At 37.8% G+C, this 18,488-nt stretch carries 15 protein-coding genes and 1 rRNA gene; 9 read left to right on the plus strand and 7 right to left on the minus strand.

Annotation, left to right across the window (positions count from 1 at the left end; translation table 11 throughout):
- Nucleotides 1-7: 7 nt before the first annotated feature.
- Nucleotides 8-1,999, plus strand: coding sequence for an ABC transporter ATP-binding protein (locus NST76_RS19655; RefSeq protein ID WP_342544377.1), 1,992 nt, complete (start codon nucleotides 8-10; stop codon nucleotides 1,997-1,999).
- Nucleotides 1,996-2,361, plus strand: coding sequence for a DUF3899 domain-containing protein (locus NST76_RS19660; protein ID WP_342544379.1), 366 nt, complete (start codon nucleotides 1,996-1,998; stop codon nucleotides 2,359-2,361). The genes NST76_RS19655 and NST76_RS19660 overlap by 4 nt, the downstream gene beginning before the upstream one ends.
- Nucleotides 2,362-2,785: 424 nt before the next feature.
- On the opposite strand, the gene NST76_RS19665 is transcribed toward NST76_RS19660, so the two are convergent.
- A complete protein-coding gene (locus tag NST76_RS19665; protein WP_058843569.1) occupies nucleotides 2,786-4,468 on the minus strand; it encodes a peptide ABC transporter substrate-binding protein in 1,683 nt (560 codons plus the stop codon).
- A gap of 136 nt (nucleotides 4,469-4,604) precedes the next feature.
- Between NST76_RS19665 and NST76_RS19670 the strand changes: the two genes are divergently transcribed.
- The gene (locus tag NST76_RS19670; RefSeq protein WP_036119051.1) at nucleotides 4,605-5,669 is read left to right on the plus strand and encodes a Xaa-Pro peptidase family protein; all 1,065 of its coding nucleotides are present in this window, start codon (nucleotides 4,605-4,607) and stop codon (nucleotides 5,667-5,669) included.
- 176 nt (nucleotides 5,670-5,845) lie between these two features.
- A complete protein-coding gene (gene rpoN / locus NST76_RS19675; protein ID WP_036119053.1) occupies nucleotides 5,846-7,132 on the plus strand; it encodes an RNA polymerase factor sigma-54 in 1,287 nt (428 codons plus the stop codon).
- Between the two features lie 69 nt (nucleotides 7,133-7,201).
- On the opposite strand, the gene NST76_RS19680 is transcribed toward rpoN, so the two are convergent.
- The 5 genes from NST76_RS19680 to NST76_RS19700 are packed head-to-tail and all read right to left on the minus strand — an operon-like array spanning nucleotide 7,202 to nucleotide 12,713.
- A complete protein-coding gene (locus NST76_RS19680; RefSeq protein WP_342545311.1) occupies nucleotides 7,202-8,683 on the minus strand; it encodes an aldehyde dehydrogenase family protein in 1,482 nt (493 codons plus the stop codon).
- A gap of 18 nt (nucleotides 8,684-8,701) precedes the next feature.
- A complete protein-coding gene (gene dapA / locus NST76_RS19685; protein WP_058843566.1) occupies nucleotides 8,702-9,604 on the minus strand; it encodes a 4-hydroxy-tetrahydrodipicolinate synthase in 903 nt (300 codons plus the stop codon).
- A gap of 26 nt (nucleotides 9,605-9,630) precedes the next feature.
- Nucleotides 9,631-10,503, minus strand: a complete 873-nt coding sequence (locus NST76_RS19690) for a proline racemase family protein (protein ID WP_089934207.1) — start codon at nucleotides 10,501-10,503, stop codon at nucleotides 9,631-9,633.
- A 12-nt stretch (nucleotides 10,504-10,515) separates the two neighbouring features.
- Entirely contained in the window at nucleotides 10,516-11,535 is a 1,020-nt protein-coding gene (locus NST76_RS19695) for a proline racemase family protein (RefSeq protein ID WP_058843565.1), read from the minus strand.
- Nucleotides 11,532-12,713 carry an FAD-dependent oxidoreductase gene (locus NST76_RS19700; RefSeq protein ID WP_036119068.1) on the minus strand — a complete coding sequence of 394 codons (1,182 nt, stop codon included), beginning with the start codon at nucleotides 12,711-12,713 and terminating at the stop codon, nucleotides 11,532-11,534. The genes NST76_RS19695 and NST76_RS19700 overlap by 4 nt, the downstream gene beginning before the upstream one ends.
- Before the next feature lie 154 nt (nucleotides 12,714-12,867).
- Between NST76_RS19700 and NST76_RS19705 the strand changes: the two genes are divergently transcribed.
- From NST76_RS19705 to NST76_RS19725, 5 genes are all read left to right on the plus strand, one after another.
- Nucleotides 12,868-14,574: a sigma 54-interacting transcriptional regulator gene (locus NST76_RS19705; RefSeq protein WP_342504380.1), complete on the plus strand. Its 1,707-nt coding sequence runs from the start codon at nucleotides 12,868-12,870 to the stop codon at nucleotides 14,572-14,574.
- 141 nt (nucleotides 14,575-14,715) lie between these two features.
- The gene (locus NST76_RS19710; protein ID WP_058843564.1) at nucleotides 14,716-14,985 is read left to right on the plus strand and encodes a (2Fe-2S)-binding protein; all 270 of its coding nucleotides are present in this window, start codon (nucleotides 14,716-14,718) and stop codon (nucleotides 14,983-14,985) included.
- The gene (locus NST76_RS19715) at nucleotides 14,982-15,320 is read left to right on the plus strand and encodes a (2Fe-2S)-binding protein (RefSeq protein WP_036119074.1); all 339 of its coding nucleotides are present in this window, start codon (nucleotides 14,982-14,984) and stop codon (nucleotides 15,318-15,320) included. Before NST76_RS19710 ends, NST76_RS19715 begins: the two co-directional genes overlap by 4 nt.
- Nucleotides 15,313-16,533 carry an FAD-dependent oxidoreductase gene (locus NST76_RS19720; RefSeq protein ID WP_089934205.1) on the plus strand — a complete coding sequence of 407 codons (1,221 nt, stop codon included), beginning with the start codon at nucleotides 15,313-15,315 and terminating at the stop codon, nucleotides 16,531-16,533. The genes NST76_RS19715 and NST76_RS19720 overlap by 8 nt, the downstream gene beginning before the upstream one ends.
- A 262-nt stretch (nucleotides 16,534-16,795) precedes the next feature.
- Nucleotides 16,796-18,247, plus strand: coding sequence for an alanine/glycine:cation symporter family protein (locus tag NST76_RS19725; protein ID WP_342544381.1), 1,452 nt, complete (start codon nucleotides 16,796-16,798; stop codon nucleotides 18,245-18,247).
- 34 nt (nucleotides 18,248-18,281) lie between these two features.
- On the opposite strand, the gene rrf is transcribed toward NST76_RS19725, so the two are convergent.
- Nucleotides 18,282-18,397, minus strand: a 5S ribosomal RNA gene (gene rrf, locus NST76_RS19730).
- Nucleotides 18,398-18,488: the final 91 nt, after the last annotated feature.

Raw genomic sequence — 18,488 nt, forward strand, 5'->3', positions numbered from 1 at the left:
GCTCTAAATGAAAAAAATATTAGAAGTGAAAAATTTAAGTGTCTCATTCAACACATACAACGGTGAGGTACAAGCAGTACGCAACATTTCATTTGATTTATTTGAAGGTGAAACCTTAGCCATTGTAGGCGAGTCTGGCTCAGGAAAATCAGTTACTTCTAAAAGCCTTCTTCGCCTCAATCCAACTGAGACAACGATATTAAAAAGTGGACACATTTTATATAACGGACATAATATTTTTACTTGCAGTGAGCAAAAAATCCGAGCAATTCGTGGAGCTGAAATAGCCATGATATTTCAAGATCCAATGACTGCTTTAAACCCTACGATGACGATTGGTCGCCAAATAGCAGAAAGTATAAAGAAACATACAACTTTACGTGGCCAACAAATTACTAACCGTGTTATAGAACTATTGCAACTAGTCGGTATTAAAGAAGCTGATAAACGATATAAACAGTACCCACACCAATTTTCTGGAGGGATGCGCCAACGAATAGTGATTGCCATGGCGCTAGCTTGTGAGCCGCGCATCATTATTGCCGATGAGCCTACTACAGCACTAGATGTTTCGATCCAAGCACAAATTTTAGAATTACTAAAAAACATACAACAAAAAATGAATTTATCGATTATCTTTATTACCCATGATTTAGGTGTTGTCGCCAAAATGGCTGATCGTGTTGCTGTTATGTATGCTGGAAAAATAATTGAAATTGGCTTAGTTGATGAAATTTTTTATCATTGTCAACATCCTTATACACAAGGCCTACTTGCAGCCATGCCTAATCCAGATATTGATACCAATTCATTGTATGCCATTCCAGGAACACCACCAAACCTGCTTCAGCCACCTACTGGAGATGCCTTTGCAGCTCGTAATAAACATGCATTGAAAATTGACTTTATAGAGGAGCCACCGATGTTTCAAATAAGCGACACTCATTTCGCAGCAACTTGGTTATTGCATAAACACGCACCTAAAATAGTACCGATTCATCAACAGCCTACACAGGTACAGCAAGAGAAAAGTAAAGCACCCACTGTATTCGATAAAGAACATCCATATTTATCATTAAAGGAGGTCAAGCAGCACTTTTCTTTAGGAAAAAACACTGTTAATAAAGCTGTTGATGGCATTACGTTCGATATTTATAAAGGAGAAATTTTTGGTCTAGTGGGAGAATCAGGATGTGGTAAATCTACAACTGGACGTTCCATAATTGGACTCAATTCGATTACTAGCGGAGAAATTCACGTTGATGGTCGTAATATCAATGACAATCAAACAAAAAAAGACAAACTAACTTTCAATAGCAAGGTGCAAATGATTTTCCAAGATCCCTATTCTTCCCTTAATCCGCGTATGAAAATAGTGGATATTATTGCAGAAGGATTGGCCATCCATGAAGTACCAAAAAGTGAATGGAAGCCCAAAATATATGAGCTATTAAAAATAGTAGGATTAACAAAGGAGTATGCAAACCGTTATCCTCACGAGCTTAGTGGTGGACAACGTCAGAGGATTGGTATTGCACGTGCTCTTGCTGTAGAACCTGAGCTCATCATTGCAGATGAACCTATTTCTGCGTTGGACGTGTCCATCCAGGCACAAATAGTGAATCTACTGAAAAAGTTACAAAAGGAACATGGATTGACCTATCTTTTTATTGCACATGACTTGTCGATGGTGAAATATATTAGTGATCGTATTGGTGTGATGTATCGAGGAAAAATCGTTGAGATAGCAGACAGTCAAGAGCTCTATGATCACCCAGTACACCCTTATACGAAGTCATTATTATCAGCCATTCCATTGCCAGATCCTAAGTTAGAGCGAGAACGCAAACGCATTATTTTTAATGAAGCTACCTATCAAGCTAGCAGAAATTATGAAAGTGAAAGCTTTGTAGAGATACGGCCTGGTCACTTTGTTATGCTGACAGAAGAAGAGCTTGTCCAATACCGTCTAGCACAAGAAGGAGGTATATCACTTTGAATATAAAGGTCACAGCCCTACTTGCTAGCTGTATTGTCATAAGTTCCCTTAGCTATACTTGGCTCCTCCATCAACCAATAACTTTTTTAACATTGATCAACAATATTTTCCTTATTTCACTTGCGTTCACTATTGTAGGTGCATCATTATTTGTTGTGCAAGGTGGGCTTTTTAATGGTATCGCCTATAGTTTTAAACGTTTGTTTGCACGTGTCACTAAAAATGGTGCCTATGCCTTTGAATTAGATGGAGATTTAGAATTTGTTCATGCACCTTCCTACACCTTCACTTATCCACTATTACTAGCGGGTATACTTGGCTGTTCCGCAACAGCCATTTTATCGATAGTTTTCTATCTATAAATGAAAAACAAAACCATCAATAGAATTTTGTGAAAGGTGAAAAAGGATTTCCGTTGCAGGTTAATTGCTTTCCTGTGGTTGAGCGCCGAGCCGCTTCGCTCAAATGTTTCTTTTTAGCAAAGTTTTTTAAATAAAGTCTGGTAGAGGGGTGTTGTCACTCATCACTTCTCCACATTGAAAATAAGAGGCTGTCTACAAATAATGGGCTATTTTGCTCGCTACGGCTCGTATGAAAGATAAGGAAAGACGCTTTTGCATATGGCGAGACTCTGGAGCAAACGCAGTGAGTGAAGCAGCTCATCGGACGCTGGCGGAACGGAAATCACCCCCCTCGCCTTTCAAAATAGCTTTTTTTGCCGTTGACATCGCCCTTTTTCAACAACATGAAAAAATGCTGTCCTCCGAAAGTAGAGGACAGCATTTTTTAGTTTACAATTTCTACCCATTTATAGCTTATGTCAGCTGAGAATGGATGCTCATATAAATTTTTCACGTATGGTTTTGTCAAACGACTTAACCCTTTTTGAAATGTTGGAGCGAATGCTACGTCTTCCATCATTAATTTTTCAGCTTGCTGCATAAGTTCCCAGCGCTCTATAACATCAGAGGTAGTTTTCGCTTGTTTTATTAATGCATCCACTTTTTCATTTTTATAGTTGGATTGATTATAATAAGCTGTTGATTCAAATAATTCAATGTAAGTCATAGGATCTTGATAGTCAGGACCCCAACCGCCATAGTCTAAGTCAAAATCAACAGCCCCCTCTAATGCAAGTTTTTGCTTATTAGGCTGCATATTAATTGTTAGCTCTAAGCCTTCTAAATTCGTCTCTAATTGATTTTTAATAAATTCAGCAGCTTTCTTAGATTCTGCACGGTCATATGTTAAAAACTCCAGCTTTACTTGGTCTACACCAAGTTCCTTTTTGCCAGTAGCCCATAGTTCCTTCGCTAATTCGATATCTGTTTTATTCATATCACCGTTTCCATCGCGGAAGTCATTCCCCTTGTCATCTGTTGATAATCCCTGTGGTACTAAATAATAAGCAGGAATAGAACCATCCTGTAATATCACATCAGCAAAGCCTTGTTTATCCCATGCCAAATCAATGGCTTTACGAATGTTTTGATTAGCTAAATATTGATTTTCGTGATTTATACGAATAAAATACGTATTTGGCTTTAAAAACGTTGAATACTCTGGACTGTCTTTATATTGAGCGACATACTCACTCGATAACTCGGCAGTGTCTATTTCACCAGCCTCATAGAGATTGACAGCCGTTGCTGTATCTTTGACAATTTTTTGTGTGATTTTAGTAAGCTTGACAGTGTCTTTATCCCAATAACTTTCATTTTTGACGAACGTCCATCCTTGCCCATGTTGCCAAGATTCCATCTGGAAAGGACCATTATAGATCATATTAGCCGCTTCTAGCGCATATTGATCGCCTTGGGATTCTGTAAATTCTTCATTTAATGGGAAGAACGGTGCATAAGTCGTTAAGCTAATAAAATACGGAATAGGCGCATTTAGTTGCACTTCTAATGTTTCATCGTTTAACGCCTTAATACCAATTTCCTCTACCTTTCCATAAAGTGGGTCCTCTTCTGTTTGAACATTGGCCGCATTTTTTATATCCAACATTAAGTAAGAATAAATTGCTTGTGTTTCTGGGTTTATAGCTCTTTTCCAAGCATATTCAAAATCATGTGCTGTAACTGGAGACCCATTACTCCACACTGCATCCTTGCGTATTTTAAATGTATAAACTGTACCATCCTCAGAAACTTCATGTGACTCTGCCATACCCGGAACTGGTGTATTTTCAGGCCCTATACGATATAACCCCTCGAACACAGAGTTCATTGCCGTCACAGCAAGTGCATCTACACTCCCCAATGAGCTCATTGTCGTTAAATCACCTGTTGCAACTAAATGAAGCTCTTGTGCAGCAGTATTGTCGCCTTCATCAGTAGATGCATTGTCTGATTCATTACTATTTGTAGTATTTCCAGAAGTATTGTTTTCTTTCCCGTAACAACCGACCAATACAATGAGCATTAATCCTAACAATACGACAAGCCATTTTGTTTTTTTAGCCATCCTCAAAACCCCTTTGATTTTATTGCACGAATGAAATCGCACTATAAAAATCTATGCAATTTTCATGCCGACGCCAAATATTTTTAAAATTGGCACAGATTTTGCATTATAATTTCACTAAAGGGGGAATGACAACATGTCAAAATTAGAACAATTACGGAATGCTTTACAAGCACAAGATACAAGCGCAATGATTATCACAAATGCACAAAACCGACGTTATCTAACAGGATTTACTGGAAGTGCAGGAACGGTTGTAGTAACTAATAGGCGCGCACTTTTATTAGTGGACTTCCGCTACACACAACAAGCAACGGAGCAAAGTAAAACTTTCGAGGTTCATGAGATTGATCGCAACCGTATATATGAAACGATTCAAGAGATTTTAGATCAAGATTCAATCCAATCAGTTGGCTTTGAACAACATCACGTAACTTATTACGCCTATCAATTAATGGCTAATAAATTGACAGCAACATTAAAGCCTTTATCTAATATTGTGGAAAATTTACGTATGATTAAGACACCAGAAGAAATTGAAATAATTAAGAAGGCAGCTTGGATTTCAGATGAGGCATTTAAGCATATTTTAACATTCATTAAACCGGGTGTTTCAGAAATCGAAATTGCCAATGAATTGGAATCCCATATGCGAAAAAACGGTGCAACTAGTGCTGCATTTGATATGATTATCGCTTCAGGTCATCGCTCTGCTCTACCACATGGTGTAGCATCTTCAAAAATAATTGAGCAAGGTGACATGCTAACACTTGATTTTGGTGCTTATTATCAAGGCTATCGTTCTGACATGACAAGAACTATTGCTGTTGGTGAGCCACCTGAACAATTAAAAGAAATATATCAAATTGTTTATGATTCCTTGCAACATGCTCTTTCTAATATGAAAGCTGGTATGACAGGGCAAAATGCAGATAGCTATACACGTGACTACATTACAGCTAAAGGCTATGGGGACAATTACGGACATGGAGCAGGACATGGCATCGGGTTAGATATCCATGAAAATATATTCATGTCGTCAGTTTGTGAAGACATCTTAGAAGAGAATATGGTACTTACAGTTGAGCCAGGCATTTACGTTCCACAAGTTGGCGGTGTTCGCATAGAAGATGATGTCATCATTACAAAAGACGGTGTAGAAGTGATCACACACTCACCAAAAGAACTCATTATTTTATAATTTCTTTACACTTATCCTATAGATGTTTACTTTTTTTACACTTTTTAAAAACCTTTCATTTCAACATTTTGAGCTTTTTATTGGAAGCTTATAATATATTTCGTTGCACATGTCAAAATTTCTTGTCACTATATTTTCTAAGGTTAGATAGATTGATAGAGAATCGAGGTTTTATTATGCAACTTTCTATTAAGCAAACACAAGAATTACAAATCGTTATGTCTGCCCAACTTCGTCAGGCAATCGAGCTACTCCAATATTCAACTCAGGAATTAGAACAATATATACGTGAACAAGAACTCGTTAATCCTTTAATTGAATTAAGTGAACCAACACTTAAAGACCATCTACAGATTCCAAAAATGAGTAGCAGACATCTTGATATTATGCATCTTGCCACAAAATGTGAAAAAAATGTTCGTGATGAACTATTCCAACAGGTCAGGCTAACATTTTCTAACGAAAAGGACATTCAACTCTTAAAACATATTATTTATCATTTAGATGACAATGGTTATTATGAGCATTCAACACAAACGTCTTATAATGACCTAGAAATTGAAAAGGGCATTCATTTATTACAAACAATTGGTCCCTTAGGAATTGGTGCACGCAATTTGAAGGAATGTTTACTATTGCAAACCATTTATTGTCATAACAGCCCTGCTCATGCTGAAACCGTTATTTCTAATTATCTAGAAGAGCTTGCCAATAAGAAGTGGAAACAAATCTCAAAAGAGCTGGATATATCGCTAAGTGACTTACAAATGATCTATCTTTTTATACAATCACTACAGCCAAAGCTGAGCTCATTATTTTATCAAGAGTTGGTACATATGACGATACCAGATATCATTGTTGATATCGTTGATGGTGGGATTACCTTTTCGTTAAATGATTATTATTTACCAAAAGTTAATATTCACGCTGACTACTTTCCTTATATAAAAACGCATTCCTCAGAGAAGAGTTATTTTAAAAAACACTTAACTGACTACCACTGGTTAGTTAACAGCATTGAACAACGTCGAAATACAATGATCAATATCATGAAGGCACTTATTGAAAAACAAAAGAAGTTTTTTCTATATGGCTTTGATGCCATGCAACCACTTACGTTGCGTGAAATTGCTGACCAAATAGATGTTCATGAATCAACGGTTAGCCGCATTACAACGAATAAATATGTACAAACTGCTTTTGGCACATTTGAATTAAAAGAATTATTCACCTCTAAATTGTCAACAGCAAATGGTCATAGTGTGTCGCAAATAAAGGTGAAGTCATTGCTGTCAGACTATATAAAATCTGAAAATAAAGCAAAGCCCTTCTCTGATCAAAAAATAGCTGAGTATTTTAACTCTGCGTTGGGAATTGAAATATCTCGTCGTACCATAGCCAAATATCGCGAGGACATGAACATACCTTCCTCTGCTAGACGTAAAATAAACCAGTTTAAATAATGAGAAAAGGAGCTATCTATTGGGGGTAGCTCCTTTTCCATCTAAACAAATTTAAAGCAGACTCACTTATTATTGCTTCATATTGACAAATACACTTTTCACCTCAGTATAATTGGACAAACCATATTCGCCGCCCATTTCACGACCAATACCTGACTGTTTATAGCCACCAAATGGCATCGTTTCCCATTCTAAGCCAAAATCATTAATCCATACTGTTCCTGCCTGTAGTTTACTAGCAATATAATGTGCTTTTTTTACATTTTCTGTCCAAATGCTTGCAGCAAGTCCATACTTACTATTATTAGCACGCACGATCACTTCTTCTATTGTTTCAAACGATAGAATAGACATAACAGGTCCGAAAATCTCCTCCTGAGCAATCGTCATCGTGTCCTGTACATCAGCAAAGATAGTTGGTTGTACAAAAAATCCCTTTTGGAGTGCTCGATTACCACCAGCTACTAAGCGAGCACCCTCTTCTTTTCCTTTTTCAATAAAACCAAGGACTGTATTTAATTGTTTTTGTGACACTAACGGGCCCATTTCTGTTTCCGGATCTAGTCCTGGTCCTACCTTCAATGCCTTAGCCTTTTCTGCAAGTCGTTCAACAAATTGATTGTATAGACTACTATGCACAAATACTCGTGTACATGCGCTACAGTTTTGGCCGTGATTGTACATCGTTCCAGCAAAAGTTCCCTCTATTGCTTCCTGTACATCTGCATCTGGTAACACAATAGCAGGAGATTTCCCTCCAAGCTCTAATGTTACACTTTTCACTTCATCAGCTGCCTTTTTCATCACGTGGATTCCAGTTTTTGTTGATCCAGTGAAGGCTACTTTAGCTACACCTTTATGTGTAACAATAGCTTCTCCAGCTTCTCCCGTACCCGATACAATATTTACTACACCATTTGGAAAACCAGCTTGTTTCATTAATTGCCCTACATATAATAATGATAATGGCGTTTCAGCCGCTGGTTTGATGACAATCGTACACCCTACAGCTAACGCTGCGCCTAGCTTCCATGCCGCCATTGCAAGAGGGAAATTCCAAGGAATAATTTGACCTACAACACCAACAGGCTCATGTACAATATAATTTAAGTAATCCTTGGATACTTGTACAGTCTGTCCTGTAATTTTTGTCGCCCACCCTGCATAATAACGGAAATGCTGAACAGTGCCATCCACATCATCTGCGAGAGCAGTTTGATATGGTTTACCATTGTCTATTGATTCAAGCTGTGCTAGCTCTTCACGATGTTCTTCTAGTAAATCTGCCAATTTATAAATAATTCGTGAGCGTTCAGCTGCCTCCATCGTTGACCATGCACCATCAAATGCTTTTTGAGCAGCTTCTACTGCAAGATCAATATCTTCTGCCTGTGCTTCGCTTACTACAGCGATGACCTCTTCATTAGCAGGATTTAGAACATTCAATGTTTTACCTGATTGAGCTTGCATGTATTCACCGTCGATATACAAGCCGATTGTGGACTGTAGAAATTCCTTTACTTGTGGTTTTAATGTCAACACTGCCTCCATCATTCATCCCCCTTTGCATTAATAATGTTCAATTGCCAGTACGTCTAAATTAGTCATAATTGCTTTAAGTTGGGCATCTTCTTCCTCTGTTAGTGGGAGTCGTGGTAGACGACATGGTCCCCCTGCCCATCCTTTTAGTTCCATTGCACGTTTAGTGATTTGTACATATTTACCTGATCCCTCTAAAAATGCACATAAAGGTAATAAACGATCATAAATTGCCCAAGCTGCCTCTAAATTTCCTTCTTTTACTTGACTATATAACTTTGTGACAAGCTCTGGCACAATATTTCCAGATACAGAAATCCACCCAACAGCCCCAACTAAAAATGATTCTATGGCTAAGTCCTCTGAACCACAAAATACTTTAATATTATCTTGGCCTTGACGTACGATATCACGCGCTTTTCCAATACTGCCGCTCGATTCCTTAATGTGTGTAATATTTGGAACATCTCTACCTACTTTTAAAATCGTTTCTAAACCAATATCTACCCCCGAAGTAAACGGATTATTATAGATCATAATAGGGAAGCTTACAGATTCGGCTACTGATTTAAAATGAACATATATTTCCTCATCTTTTGGGTGTGCATAATAGGAATTAATCAATAATGCTGCGTCTGCGCCGGCCAGTTCAGCCTGCTGTGTATAGGTGATAGCCTCTGCAGTTGTCTCAGCAGCTGTACCAACAATCAATGTAATTCGCCCTTTAATTTGATCTACAGCTACTTCTACTGCTTTAAACCGTTCTTCTTTCGTTAAACTTACAAATTCGCCTGTACTACCGTTAATAGCAATACCTGTTACCCCTGCTTCAATAAAATGTTCAATATTTTGACGGAAACCATCCCAATCAATGTCCGTTTGGTTTTTCATTGGTGTTACTAATACCGGAAATACACCTTCTAATTTTTTCATCTTTTTTCCTCCTCTATCCTCTTTTATTACACTATGATAAATCCATGCTGCAAAGGATCTTCACGGTCCACTACAAATTGATGGATTCCTGTGATATATCCTGTTAATGCAATTTCATAGCCAGCTTCATGCTTTTGACTAATTTCAATGCTGCTACCAAAAATACTGTCATTTTTTTTGACAGCTTCTTCCCCTAAAACTGCTAGTAACGCCAATGTACTGTCCACACCAGGTGAACGTAATATATAGCCATCTCGCTCAAAGGTAACTGACCGTACTGAACTGTCCAGCTGTTCATACATAATGACACCATCCGCTGTACTATATTTCTCACTTTCTAGTAATCCCCACGTACTGATTTCTGCTAATTCATCTAGAACAATTGCCTTTAATTGATGTGGTTTTTCTACAACAAAGTAGCGGCGCTCATTATCGATAATTACTTCGTCACCTTCTATATGCGCTGGCTTCAATGTCAAATGAACTGATAAAACAGTATCTTTCGGTTCAGAAAGTTTTACATAGGCTTCATAAACACCTTTTACTGTTTCAATAGAGTAAATATTATCTCTTGAAAGCTCTATTATTCCTTGCTCAATCAACGCTGTCATTGTGGCTACAAGTGCTTCATACTTAAAATTTGTAGAAGCCGAATGTTGGAAAAATAATAGTCGATAGGATGCAATAGCTGATGGTAAAACAAGACAGCCATTCATTCCACGGTGTCCTCTAGGTTCATTCAGAAGCAATTGTTTTGTATCTTCGAATTGCGTATTTAAAGCATGAGCCGCTTCCGTAATATTTTCATGCGCAAGTATGATTGGTGATTGCACAATAATACGAAAGGCTTCTCCCACTACTTGTGTATCGATCGTTTGAAAAGACTTATGAAAATTCATGCTTATCCTCCCTTAGTGATCCATTGGCGGAATCATCAAATAGCCCTCTTTCAGTGGATCCTGATTATTGTAAAAGAATCGATGCATACCCATAACCCAGGCAGATCCTGTTACCTCTGGAATAACAGCGGTTAGGCCACTAATAGCTACTTCTTCTAGTACACGTGCTTTAAACATTGTCCCCACAATACTTTCATAGACGAAGGACTCATTGAGAGCGAGCTCATTTTTTGAATAGAGTGTAGCAATTTTTGCGGATGTACCAGTGCCACAAGGGGAACGGTCAATCCCTCCTGGCGGAACAACAACTGTATTTTTTAAATCTGCTAATGGATTGACTGGGTCTGTATAAAACTCAATATGTGTAAGTCCATGGATAAATGGGAATTCTGGATGGACAATATCTTCCTTAGCATTCACAGCATTGCGGAGACGAATAGCTGTGTTAATAATTTTCGTTGAATTGTCTACAGCTAAGTTTAGATTGATTTTTCTAGCATCTATAATGCCGTAAAAGTTCCCTCCATAAGCTATTTCACATTCCACTACACCTAATTCAGAATCATTTATTTCAATCGTTTTTAATAGAAAGGATGGTACATTTTTAAATGTCACTTCCTTCGCTACGCCATCCACTACTTTAATCTTTACATCAATTAAACCTGCAGGTGTGTCCAATTTTATGTTTGTATAAGGTGTATTAACCTCTATTAAATTTGCTTCAATAAGTGCTGTACAAACGCCTATTGTGTCATGTCCACACATCGGCAAGTAACCACCTGTTTCTATATAAATCACTCCAAAATCTGCTTCGGGATGGCAAGGATCTGTAATGATAACACCTGACATCACACTATGTCCTCGTGGTTCATTCATAAGAAATTTTCGAATCCAGTCAAAATTCTCTTGCATAAATAACATTTTTTCAGACATTGTTTTGCCTTCAAGCTTAGGCATACCGCTTATTAATGAACGTGTTGGATTCCCGCCTGTATGGGTATCAATTGTTGTAAAGAGCTTTTGAAATTTCATTTGTGAAGTACTCCTTTCTGGAAACGACTAAGATGAACTGGTTCAGTAGGAATGCATGTATCTTTGTACTGTAGTAATTCTTGGATAAGCTTCCCAGTAACTGCAGCCAAGCTAATTCCATCTCCTTCATGACCTGCCGCAATATAGAAACCAGGCACTTCTTCTACTTCACAAATAATAGGTAAATGATCTTCCGTCCATGGTCTTAACCCTGCATATGTACGAATAATCGACATATCAGCGATTTTTGGATAAAAACGTACAGCACGTCTAGCAATCATTTTCACCACATCATGATTCACCTTCGTGTCAAAGCCTACAAATTCGCGACTACTTCCTATTAAAAAATTTTGTGCCTCTGTCGGCTCAAACACTAACGCTACTCCGTATTTTTCAATATCCACATCCACTTTACGTTCTCCACCAAATTTTGAAATTAAATAACCAAATTCCATCACTTTTCTTAGCCCTACTAGTTGCTGACGTGATGCGACAAGAATATGTCCTTTGCGAGGTTTAATTGGAATATCAACACCCAGCATTTGCCCAATAAACGGTGCCCAAATTCCACAAGCATTAATTACTTTATTTGCTGTTATCCATCCCTCATTCGTTTCAAGTAAAAATGTACCATCTGGCTGTTTCGTAATATTTTTGACTTCTGTATGTTTTTTTATCTTTGCCCCTAACTTTTCAGCTGAGTGGAACATAGAAAATGTCAGCATATATGGGTTCACTGTTGAATCGGTTTTACATTCCAATCCACCGTATAAGTCATCTGCAAAGTATTTTGACTCATTCCGCAAGTCCTCACGATCTAACATTGTAAAATCTAAACCCGCCTCCCGTTGACGATTAACCCACTGCTGAGCAGCCTCCATCTCTAGCTCACTTTCACAAACAAGAATGCTGCCAGGATTCCGATATTCAAAGCTCATATCTAACTCTCGATTTAACTCATGTACTAATCTTTGACTGACTAAAGACATTTGACTGTCAAAGCCAGGATCTTTATCAATAGCTAAAATATTGCCATCACAGCGAGAAGAAGTACCACTCGCAAGTTCATTTTTTTCAAGTATTGTGATATCAAGGCCCGCTTTTGCACAATAATAAGCAATTGCTCCACCAATAATGCCACCGCCAATAATGACGATATCATGATGGGATTTCTTCATGTCTCTCCCCTCCTTTTCTATTCATGACTGTATGATGCAAAAAACATGCCAATCTATCTTATTGGAATTTGTTTGATAAACTAGTCACTATGTGTCAAAATTATTTATATTATTCAAAATAATTTGACAAATAAATAATGAGGGGGGACTTACATTGCATCCATATCATTTAATAATGAATAAAATATTAAAACGTAACTTTGCTATTATTTCTACTGACGATATAGTGTCCAAAATAAACGATGACAGCAAACAATATTTTGTGCTTGAAAATAATAAACCCTATGCAACAATGCGCGGTAAAAGAAAAAATGATGTTCACTATGTTGCTTGTCATACCATCCAGTTGGATTGCCCACTCAACATAGCTATTGAATATATGAAGGAATATGAATTTTTACTAGTTTGTAGTGAGGAAAAACAATATTTAGGATATTTATGGAGAGAGTCCTTAGTATACGATCTTGCCTATGAATTAGAATGTGGCAATGCTTATTTACAAACCATTTTAGACACAATAAATGAATCATGTACTGTCATTGATGCTGAACAAAATGTTGTTTATTGGACGAAGGGAGCAGAAAGCATTTTTTCTGTGTCTGGAGAAAATATTATTGGAAAGCCCATCACTCAATTTTTCAAAGAAGATCAACTAGAAATTTTACATACTTTACAGCATAGAAAATCTGTTTATCAACAGCAGCATTTTCCTCGGGAAGATCTCGTCGTCATGATCAATTCAAACCCTGTTATGCTGCATGATAAGACAATTGGGGCAGTCGTTGCTGAAACTGATATTACCCATGTCAAAAAATTAAACGAAGAGCTTCATCTTACATCTGAAAAATTATTGAATTTAGAGAAACAGATGAATACTAATGGCTTAGCCTATGATCCATTTACACTTATTCGTGGCAATAGTCCAAAGCTTAAAGAAGTATTAGAAAAAGTAAAAAAGGTAGCAGAAACCGAGGCAAATATTTTAATTTACGGAGAGAGTGGAGTTGGTAAAGAACTGTTTGCACGTGCAGTTCATGCCATTCGAGAAAAGCCTGAAGCACCATTTGTCGCTATCAATTGTGGAGCCATTCCTAGTGGCTTATTTGAAAGTGAGATATTTGGTTATGAAAAAGGAGCTTTTTCTGGAGCCCATCAAAAAGGAAAAAAAGGTAAAGTAGAGCTTGCACGTGGAGGTACTTTATTTTTAGATGAAATTGGTGAAATGCCGCTAGAAATGCAAGTAAAGATTTTGCGATTGCTACAGGAAAAAACGTTTTATACAGTTGGCGGTACAAAGGAAATGGACGTTGAATTTAATTTAGTAGCTGCTACTAATAGAGATTTAAAGCAATTAGTGGCAGAAGGAAAATTCAGAGAGGATTTATATTATCGACTGAATGTGGTGAATTTCACAGTTCCCCCGCTTCGAGAGCGAGCATCAGATATTTTAGAAATCAGCAATTATTTCTTATATGAAAAATCGATTAAATATAATCGACCTATTCAAGGAATCCCAACTGAAATAGCCAATGTTCTTTTAAAATACCAATGGCCAGGCAATGTACGGGAATTATCTAACGTTATTGAGCGACTTGTTGTATTTTCTGATGAGGGAGCCATTCATATGGAAGACTTACCTACGGATATTTTAGCAGCTATGCCAAAAGATGAAAAGTTGGAAGTTAAGAGGGATTTTCCTCTAGGGACAGAGCTTAACAATCAACTTGAACATTATGAACGGGAAATTATTTTAGAACAGCTTGCCAAAGTAAATGGTAATAAAAAAACATGCGCTAAAAACTTAGGCATTACTCGTGCCACTTTATACAATCGATTAAAAAAATTAAACATAGATGTCTAACTTTTTAAAATAAATGTCAATGTTTCTATACACTACTTTCACATATGTCTATAAAATCATTTTCTTAGCGACTTTCTTTTTTCTGGCATAGTTTTTGCATTATCTAGTATGGAAAGTATTTCATATAGTAGAGGTGGAACTATGCAAAATAAATCGATGATTGTATGTCGTTGTGAAGAAATTAGTTACGATGAATTAATAGAAAGCGCATCAAAATATAAGTGCTCTGCACGAGAACTGAAGTTACGAACACGTGCAGGAATGGGCTATTGCGGTGGCCGTACATGCCGTACTATGGTAGATAATATTGCTCATCTTCATCATCCACGTACAAATGATGAAATTTCATTAAAACATCAGGCACCCATTCGACCAGTGCGATTCTCCGATTTAGGGGAGGTTAAATCATGACAGAACGTATAATTACCCACCCCGTTTTAGGGAATTTAATCCAAAAAGAAAAAATAACTTTTACTTTTGACGATCAGGTAATTGAAGGTTACAAAGGTGAATCCCTAGCTGCTGCATTGCTAGTACAAGGAATCCGCACTTTACGTTTGCACGAAGAAACAGGGCAGCCTCGAGGCATTTATTGTAATATTGGTCACTGCTTTGAATGCCGTGTCAATATAAACGGCTTGGACGGCGAGCGAGCATGCTTAACCCCTATTTCAGATGGGATGGTTGTAAAAAGTGGGCAGCCGCTTCCTACGACAGTAAGGGACTGGAGGAAGAACCATGAATAATAAAGTAATTATAATTGGAGCTGGTCCTGCCGGGCTTGCGGCGGCCATTACATTGGCGGAAAAAAATATTGCTGTCCTTGTTATCGATGAATATTTATATGCTGGCGGGCGATTACTTGGACAATTATATGAAGAGAAGCCAGGAACATGGTGGAATGGTATTGTGGAATCTGAACGTTTATTAAAACGAGCTAAAGCAGTCAATGTTGAATTTTTACTACAAACAAGTGTATCCGATTTAGAAAAAGTGGATCAAACGTGGATCATCCACACAACCAAAGGTATATTTCGTACCCAACATCTGCTATTAGCTACTGGAGCTGCCGAATCACCTTTCCCAATTCCAGGCTGGACTCTACCAGGTGTAATGTCTGTTGGAGCAGCACAAGTAATGACAAATGTGCATCGTGTGAAGCCTGGTAAACGGGGAGTCATTGTCGGGGTCAATGTACTATCTTCTGCTATTGCGATGGAATTACAATTAGCAGGGGTTCAAGTAGCAGCTATCACATTACCTCCCTCTAACTTGTTAGCGAAGAAGAATAGTAATCCTTTAGAAGTTATGAACTCCTTATTACATGTAGCTCATATGGCTCCCTCCCCTCTTGTTAAAATGGGCAGCAAATTGATGAAAAATGACTTTATGAAAAAGCTCGGTATTTCCTTTTATCCCAAAAATGGTGTGAAAATGTGGGATATACCTATTATGTTGCGTAAAGCTGTTATTGAAATCGTCGGTAAAGATCAAGTTGAAGGGGTCGTTTTAGCAACAGTGAATACAGATGGCTCTCTTGTTAAAGGTAGCGAACAACGAATCAAAGCAGATTTTATTTGTATCGCTGGCGGCCTATACCCTTTAGCAGAACTTGCCTCTTTAGCTGGTTGTCCATTCCATTATATCGAAGAATTAGGTGGGTTCATTCCTTTACATAATGAACAAATGGAAACTAATTTAGAGGGGTTGTATGTCGCTGGAAATATTACGGGCATTGAAGGAGCCAAGGTAGCATTAGCACAAGGAAAAGTTGCTGGCCTTACAATTGCTCAACGTCTCAATGCAGGAGCCTCAAAGTATGATATTAAGCTTGCTATCCAAGATGTTGAAAAAACAAGAGCTACTGCACATATTCAATTTCATCCTGAAATTTCAGCCGGTCGTCAACAGATGAAACAAATTTGGGATGAATCTGTTGGACCGCTTACGATTCATTAAAAATGCCTATTAAAGAATAAAAGTCTTTTTCTCATCTTCATGAGTAAAAGGCTTTTTTGCTTTATGGCATAAAACATGCAATACATATGATGTGATTAAAAATCGTGAAAGGAGGTTTTGATTCTTAAACAATATGCCATATATGTACCTTCCATAATATTGAATTACTGATTTGTGTGACAAAATGGATGCTGCTGTATAGTACACAATTTCTTGGGTGGGAATTTCGGGTTTTGATTGAAGAAAACAAGGGGGAAAATCTATGGAGACAATCGTTAATACATTGGTCGATTATATTTGGGGGAATGCACTCGTATACTTAGCATTAGGTGTGGGTCTTTACTTTACCATCCTGACAAAAGCTGTTCAATTTCGTTATATTCCTGAGATGATTCGTTTATTACGTGAACGTAAAGAATCAAAAGAAGGAATCTCGTCGTTCCAAGCTTTTTGTATGGCATTGTCTGGACGAGTTGGTGTTGGTAATATCGCAGGTGTGGCTACGGCCATTGCTGCTGGTGGACCAGGCGCAGTATTTTGGATGGGTGTTATGGCATTTCTAGGGGGTGCAAGTGCATTTATAGAATCTACCCTTGCCCAATTATATAAAGAAAAGGCTGATGGTCAGTATCGTGGTGGTTCACCATACTATATCGAAAAGGGTTTAAAACTAAAAGGCTTTGCTATATTTGTTGCGTTTGTTATCTGTCTTTCATATGGTGTTCTAGTGCCTGGGATCCAGGCAAACACAATTGCCACTTCATTTAATACTGCTTTTCATATTCCACCATTTATAACAGGCGCGGTGATTGTTGTTCTTTTGGGATTAATCATATTTGGTGGTGTTAAACGTATAGCTCGTGTTGCTGACAAAATTGTTCCTATCATGGCACTTGCCTACGTCATTTTAACACTTATCATATTAGGGGCTAATGTGAGTGAAATTCCAGATATGCTTAAACTTATTATTACAAGTGCTTTTGGTACTAATGAAATCTTTGGGGGTATAGTTGGTACTGCAATCGCCTGGGGTGTAAGACGCTCCGTATTTTCAAATGTAGCTGGAGCTGGAGAAGCAACATTTAGTTCTGCTGCTGCTGAAGTATCTCATCCTGCTAAACAAGGTTTAGTTCAGGGTTTCTCAATCTATATTGATACAATCATTGTATGTACTGCTACAGCATTAATGATTCTCATTACAGGTATGTATAATGTTACTCCTCCTGGAACAACGGCACCGTTAGTTGAAAATATCCCAGGCGTCGTGGCAGGTACTGCTTATACACAAGCAGCAGTATCTACAGTATTCCATGATTTTGGAAGTGGATTCGTGGCTATTGCCATCTTCCTCTTCGCATTCACCACTCTAATGGCATACTACTATATTGCAGAGACAACAATTGTTTATTTAGATAATAAGCTACGCTTCCCCATTTTGAAATTAGTATTAAAAATAATCTTCTTACTCGTTGTTTATGTCGGAAGTGTACAATCGGTCAGTCTTATGTGGGGGCTTGGAGATATTGGATTCGGAAGTATGAGTTATTTAAACTTTATTGCGATTGTATTATTAACCAAACCAGCCATTCAAGTTTTGCGAGATTATGATCGACAAAAAAAGGCTGGTCTCGATCCTATTTTTGATCCAAGAGAAGTTGGAATTAAAAATGCTGATTTCTGGATAGAATATAGCAACAGTCATAAACGGAAATAAAAAAACAGTCAGCATACAGCTGACTGTTTCTATTGCCTAGCGACGTCCTACTCTCACAGGGGGAAGCCCCCAACTACCATCGGCGCTAAAGAGCTTAACTTCCGTGTTCGGTATGGGAACGGGTGTGACCTCTTTGCCATCATCACTAGACTATGGTCGGCTTTCAATATACATCGCATTTCTTCGTCAGCTTCTGTCCTTCAGTCAGTCACGTACTTGAGTACGCTCCTTTCCTCTCTCC

The sequence above is a fragment of the Lysinibacillus sp. FSL W7-1291 genome (assembly GCF_038593415.1).
Taxonomy (GTDB): domain Bacteria; phylum Bacillota; class Bacilli; order Bacillales_A; family Planococcaceae; genus Lysinibacillus; species Lysinibacillus fusiformis_D.

Coding starts and splice junctions, on each gene's coding strand:
- NST76_RS19655 (WP_342544377.1), top strand. CDS start 8: ATGAAAAAAATATTAGAAGTGAAAAATTTAAGTGTCTCATTCAACACA.
- NST76_RS19665 (WP_058843569.1), bottom strand. CDS start 4,468: ATGGCTAAAAAAACAAAATGGCTTGTCGTATTGTTAGGATTAATGCTC.
- NST76_RS19670 (WP_036119051.1), top strand. CDS start 4,605: ATGTCAAAATTAGAACAATTACGGAATGCTTTACAAGCACAAGATACA.
- rpoN (WP_036119053.1), top strand. CDS start 5,846: ATGCAACTTTCTATTAAGCAAACACAAGAATTACAAATCGTTATGTCT.
- NST76_RS19680 (WP_342545311.1), bottom strand. CDS start 8,683: ATGGAGGCAGTGTTGACATTAAAACCACAAGTAAAGGAATTTCTACAG.
- dapA (WP_058843566.1), bottom strand. CDS start 9,604: ATGAAAAAATTAGAAGGTGTATTTCCGGTATTAGTAACACCAATGAAA.
- NST76_RS19690 (WP_089934207.1), bottom strand. CDS start 10,503: ATGAATTTTCATAAGTCTTTTCAAACGATCGATACACAAGTAGTGGGA.
- NST76_RS19695 (WP_058843565.1), bottom strand. CDS start 11,535: ATGAAATTTCAAAAGCTCTTTACAACAATTGATACCCATACAGGCGGG.
- NST76_RS19700 (WP_036119068.1), bottom strand. CDS start 12,713: ATGAAGAAATCCCATCATGATATCGTCATTATTGGCGGTGGCATTATT.
- NST76_RS19710 (WP_058843564.1), top strand. CDS start 14,716: ATGCAAAATAAATCGATGATTGTATGTCGTTGTGAAGAAATTAGTTAC.
- NST76_RS19715 (WP_036119074.1), top strand. CDS start 14,982: ATGACAGAACGTATAATTACCCACCCCGTTTTAGGGAATTTAATCCAA.
- NST76_RS19720 (WP_089934205.1), top strand. CDS start 15,313: ATGAATAATAAAGTAATTATAATTGGAGCTGGTCCTGCCGGGCTTGCG.
- NST76_RS19725 (WP_342544381.1), top strand. CDS start 16,796: ATGGAGACAATCGTTAATACATTGGTCGATTATATTTGGGGGAATGCA.